Below are 4,176 nucleotides of genomic sequence, written 5' to 3' on the forward strand. Positions count from 1 at the left end.
ATGGGCGCCTCTGAGGACGCCTGGAAAGCTCCGCCCACGGGCGAGGAGGAGGAGGAGCTCGTCGCCAGGCTGGGCCGCGAGGCGCGCGGACGCCGCTACGGCTTCTCGTCGGCGCGGATGCAGCCCATCTATCTGGACACCATCGCCTTTCACTTTCCCGAACTCTGGATGATCGGCGCTCACCTGGGCTGGCCCGACTACCGCACCGCCTGCGCCATCGCCCGCTGGCGGCCCCGTCTCTTTTTCGACCTTTCCGGCGGCGACGTGGTAAGAAATCACATCACCCAAGGCGGCTACATCATGAACGAGATCCGGCCCGAAAAGCTCGTCTACGGCTCCGACGCCGACCTGACGCGCATGAAGCGCGACGTGGAAGCCTGGAAGGCGGCATTTGACGAGATGGGCATGAGCGAGGACGAGCAGGACCTCGTCTTCTACCGCAACGCCGCGCGCATCTTCGGCATCGACGCCTAGGAGCTCTATGGCCGCTCCCTCAAGGCTCAGCAAGGACCGCAAGCCGCCCTCGAGGCGAACGGGCAGCTTGCGCCGGGGCGAGGCCTGGGCGGCCTACGGCTTTCTGCTGCCCAACCTGGCCGGTTTTCTCGTCTTCACCTTTTTGCCCGTCTTCGCCGCGCTGCTGATCAGCTTCACCAATTGGGACCTCCTGCGCCCGCCCCAGTGGGTCGGCGCGGACAACTACCTGCGCTTGAGCCAGGACCCGCTCTTTCAGCGGGTCCTGCAAAACACCGCGCTCTACGTGCTCGGCACCGTGCCCGTGCAGATGGCGATCGCGCTGGCCGTGGCGATGGCCCTAAACCAGCGCATCCCCGGCCAGCTCTTTTTCCGCACCGCCTACTTCATGCCGGTGGTCGCCTCGACGGTCGCGGTGGCGCTGGTGTGGCGCTGGATTTTCCACGCCGACTTTGGCCTCTTGAACAGCTTTCTCTTTATGGTGGGTATCGACAACCCACCCGCCTGGCTGTCGAGCACCCGCTGGGCGCTGCCCGCCATCATCATCATGAGCATCTGGCAGCAGATCGGCTTTTCGATGGTGCTCTTTTTGGCGGGCTTGCAGTCCGTTCCCCAACAGCTCTACGAGGCCGCCAAAATCGACGGTGCCGGGCCCTGGCAGCGCTTTACCGCCATCACCATTCCCATGCTCTCCTCGACGACCTTTTTCGTCCTGGTGATCAGCATCATCAACTCCTTTCAGGTTTTCGACCAGGCCTTCATCATGACCGAGGGCGGGCCGGCCAACGCCACCAACACCATCGTCTTCAACATCTACCGCTACGCCTTCCAGTTTTTTCAGATGGGCTACGCCGCCGCCATGGCCTGGGTGCTCTTCGCCATCATCTTCGTGGTGACGCTGGTGCAGTTCCGCTACCAGAGGCAGTGGGTGCACTATGACTGAGGGACCATATGACTGAGAGACTATGACCGAGCGGGCGCGCTTTACGCTGGGCAACTGGCTCTTGGCGCTGTTTTTGGTGCCGACCGCGTTCTTCATGCTGGCGCCCTTTATCTGGATGATCTCGACCTCGCTCAAAAGCGCCGGGGCGGTCTTCGAGTACCCGCCCACCTTCATCCCTGACCCGCCGCGCTGGGACAACTACCGCCGCGTCTTCGAGGTCCTGCCCTTCGCGCGCTTTTTTCTGAACAGCCTCTTCGTCGCCGCGGCGGTGACGGTCTTGCAGCTCGTAACCTCCTCGCTGGCCGCCTACGCCTTTGCCCGACTGCGCTTTCCGGGCCGCGACGCGCTCTTTCTGGGCTACCTCGGCACCCTGATGATCCCTGCCCAAGTGGTCATCATCCCCAACTTCATCCTGCTCAGCTACCTCGGCTGGATCGACACCTATCAGGCCCTCATCCTGCCTGCGGCCTTCAGCGCCTTCGGCACCTTTTTGCTGCGGCAATACTTCCTGACGATTCCCGGCGAGCTCGAGGACGCCGCGGTGGTGGACGGCGCCAACCACTTCCAGATCTACACCCGCGTCATCCTGCCGCTCTCGGGCCCGGCCCTTTCGGCGCTGGCTATCTTCACCTTCCTCTTCAACTGGAACTCCTTTCTCTACCCGCTGGTGGTCACCAACAGCACCCAGATGAGCACGCTGACGGTCGGCCTCAACACCCTGCAGGGCCAGTACAACACCGCCTGGACGCTGCTGATGGCGGGCTCAGTGATCGCGCTGTTGCCGGTGCTCGTCGTCTTCATCTTCGCGCAGCGCTATTTCATCAAGGGCATCACCATGACGGGCATCGGCGGGCGGTAGAGGCAGGGCTGAGAAGGACTGAGGGCTGAGGACTGAGGGCTGAGGCACAAAAAAGCGAGCGTCGCCTTAGCAGGAGGGAGTGCGCCAAATGAACATCGACACCGCTTACGAACGCGCCAGGGAGGTTTTGGAGCGCTGCCTTACGCCGCTGGGCTTTACGGCCTCGGCGCTCGAGGGGGGCTATCCGCAGGTCTGGGCGCGGGATTCGATGATCACCGCCCTGGGCGCGCTCGCCACCGGTGACGGGGCCTTGGCGGCGGGGGTCAGGGCGTCGCTCGAGACCCTTGCGAGCAAGCAGACCGAGCTCGGCATGATCCACTTGAACGTCGACACCCGCACGGGCGAGGTCACCACCGAAAACGCCGGCGCGGTGGACGCCAACTTGTGGTTCATCCTGGGGCACTACGCCTACTACCTCTCCGTAAGGGACGAGGGCTTTTTGCGCGCCGCCTGGCCAGGGCTGGAGAGGGCCCTGTTGTGGCTGAGATACCAGGACATGAACGCCTGCGGGCTGTTGGAAGTGCCTGAAGCGGGCGACTGGGCCGACCTTTACGCGGTGCGCTACAACGTGCTCTACGACAATGTCCTCTACGTGGGGGCGCTGCGGGCGATGGCGCGGATGGCGGCGGCGCTCGAGCAGGACGGCCAAGCCTACGAGGCGATGGCCGAAGACGTGAGGGCTAAGCTCAACTTGCTCCTCTGGCTCGACCGGCCCTGGGATGGCCGCCTCTTTGGCGAGCAGCTCGAGAAGCTCAAGGCCATGCGGCTCGAGTGGTTTTTGCTCTACCAGAACACGAGCGCGCTGACCGAGGCGCCCTACTACCTGCCCTGGGTGGGCTTTCGCGAGTTCGGCCACGTCTTCGACGGCTTCGGCAACAGCTTAGCGATTCTGCTGGGCGTCGCCGACGAGGCCAAAACCCACAAGATTCTGACTCATGCCCATGCGGTGGGCGCGGACCAGCCCTATCCCCTCAAGGCTTTCTTCCCGCCCCTCTACCCCGGCGACCGCGACTGGCGCGACTACTACCGCAGCCGCAACCTGAACCTGCCGCACCAGTACCACAACGGCGGCATCTGGCCCTTCCTGGGCGGTTTCTACGTCGCCGCGCTGGTTACAGCAGGCCGTCACGTGCAAGCCGAGGAGGCGCTGGGGGCGCTCGCCCGCGCCAACCTGCTCGGCAAGGATGGGGTCTGGGAGTTCAACGAGTGGCTGCACGGCCGCTCCGGCCGACCGATGGGCCACCCCCTGCAAGCCTGGTCGGCGGCGATGTTTCTCTACGCCGCTCACACGCTGCAAGACGGCAAAGCACCCTTCTTCGAGGCGCTGGCAACCTCAGCAGAACACGAAAGCGACGCCAATACCCGAGAAACCAAAGCCTGAACGCGCCTACGACGTCAATCTCGAAGCTATAGCCCCTTAGCAGCAAAGCCGCGCGTGGCAGAGCGCGGCTTGGTCCGGCTGGCCCCGCTTCCGAGCCGACGCCCCTAGCAGTCTAGCGGGCTCTTAACCCCTCGCCCGCCACGGTTGAGCACATGCGTGTAGATCATGGTGGTCTTTACATCCTTATGGCCTAAGAGTTCCTGCACCGTACGGCATTCGCCTCAAACTTCGTACTGCGGATGTCGTAGCCGTCCTCGAGAAGGTGTGTCGCAAAGCTATGCCTGAGTGTGTGAACGCTGCCGTGCTTGTCGATACCGGCGGCAAGCATGACCCGCTTCATCGCGCGTTGAACGGAGTCCTCGTAGAGGTGATGCCGACCTTCACGCCCAGAGCGAGGATCAATTGAACGCTTGTGCGACGGAAATACGTACTGCCACGCCCAGCTTTTCCCTGCGTTCGGGTATTTTCGGGCCAAGGCATCAGGCACAAGGACCTCACCAAAACCCTCGCGTAAATCCGAGT

General features: G+C 63.5%; 4 protein-coding genes and 1 pseudogene. 4 read left to right on the plus strand and 1 reads right to left on the minus strand.

Annotation, left to right across the window (positions count from 1 at the left end):
* From M3498_12155 to M3498_12170, 4 genes are all read left to right on the plus strand, one after another.
* Positions 1 to 474: amidohydrolase family protein (locus M3498_12155; GenBank protein ID MDQ3460038.1), on the plus strand; the 474-nt coding region annotated here is incomplete at its 5' end.
* 7 nt (positions 475 to 481) lie between these two features.
* Complete coding sequence (locus M3498_12160) at positions 482 to 1,414, plus strand: sugar ABC transporter permease (protein ID MDQ3460039.1); 933 nt, start codon at positions 482 to 484, stop codon at positions 1,412 to 1,414.
* Between the two features lie 22 nt (positions 1,415 to 1,436).
* The gene (locus M3498_12165; protein MDQ3460040.1) at positions 1,437 to 2,273 is read left to right on the plus strand and encodes a carbohydrate ABC transporter permease; all 837 of its coding nucleotides are present in this window, start codon (positions 1,437 to 1,439) and stop codon (positions 2,271 to 2,273) included.
* 88 nt (positions 2,274 to 2,361) lie between these two features.
* Positions 2,362 to 3,654, plus strand: a complete 1,293-nt coding sequence (locus M3498_12170) for a GH116 family glycosyl hydrolase (protein MDQ3460041.1) — start codon at positions 2,362 to 2,364, stop codon at positions 3,652 to 3,654.
* Positions 3,655 to 3,758: 104 nt separating this feature from the next.
* On the opposite strand, the pseudogene M3498_12175 reads toward M3498_12170, so the two are convergent.
* Positions 3,759 to 4,176 (minus strand): annotated as a pseudogene (locus M3498_12175) (tyrosine-type recombinase/integrase).

Source organism: Deinococcota bacterium (assembly GCA_030858465.1).
GTDB lineage: Bacteria > Deinococcota > Deinococci > Deinococcales > Trueperaceae > JALZLY01.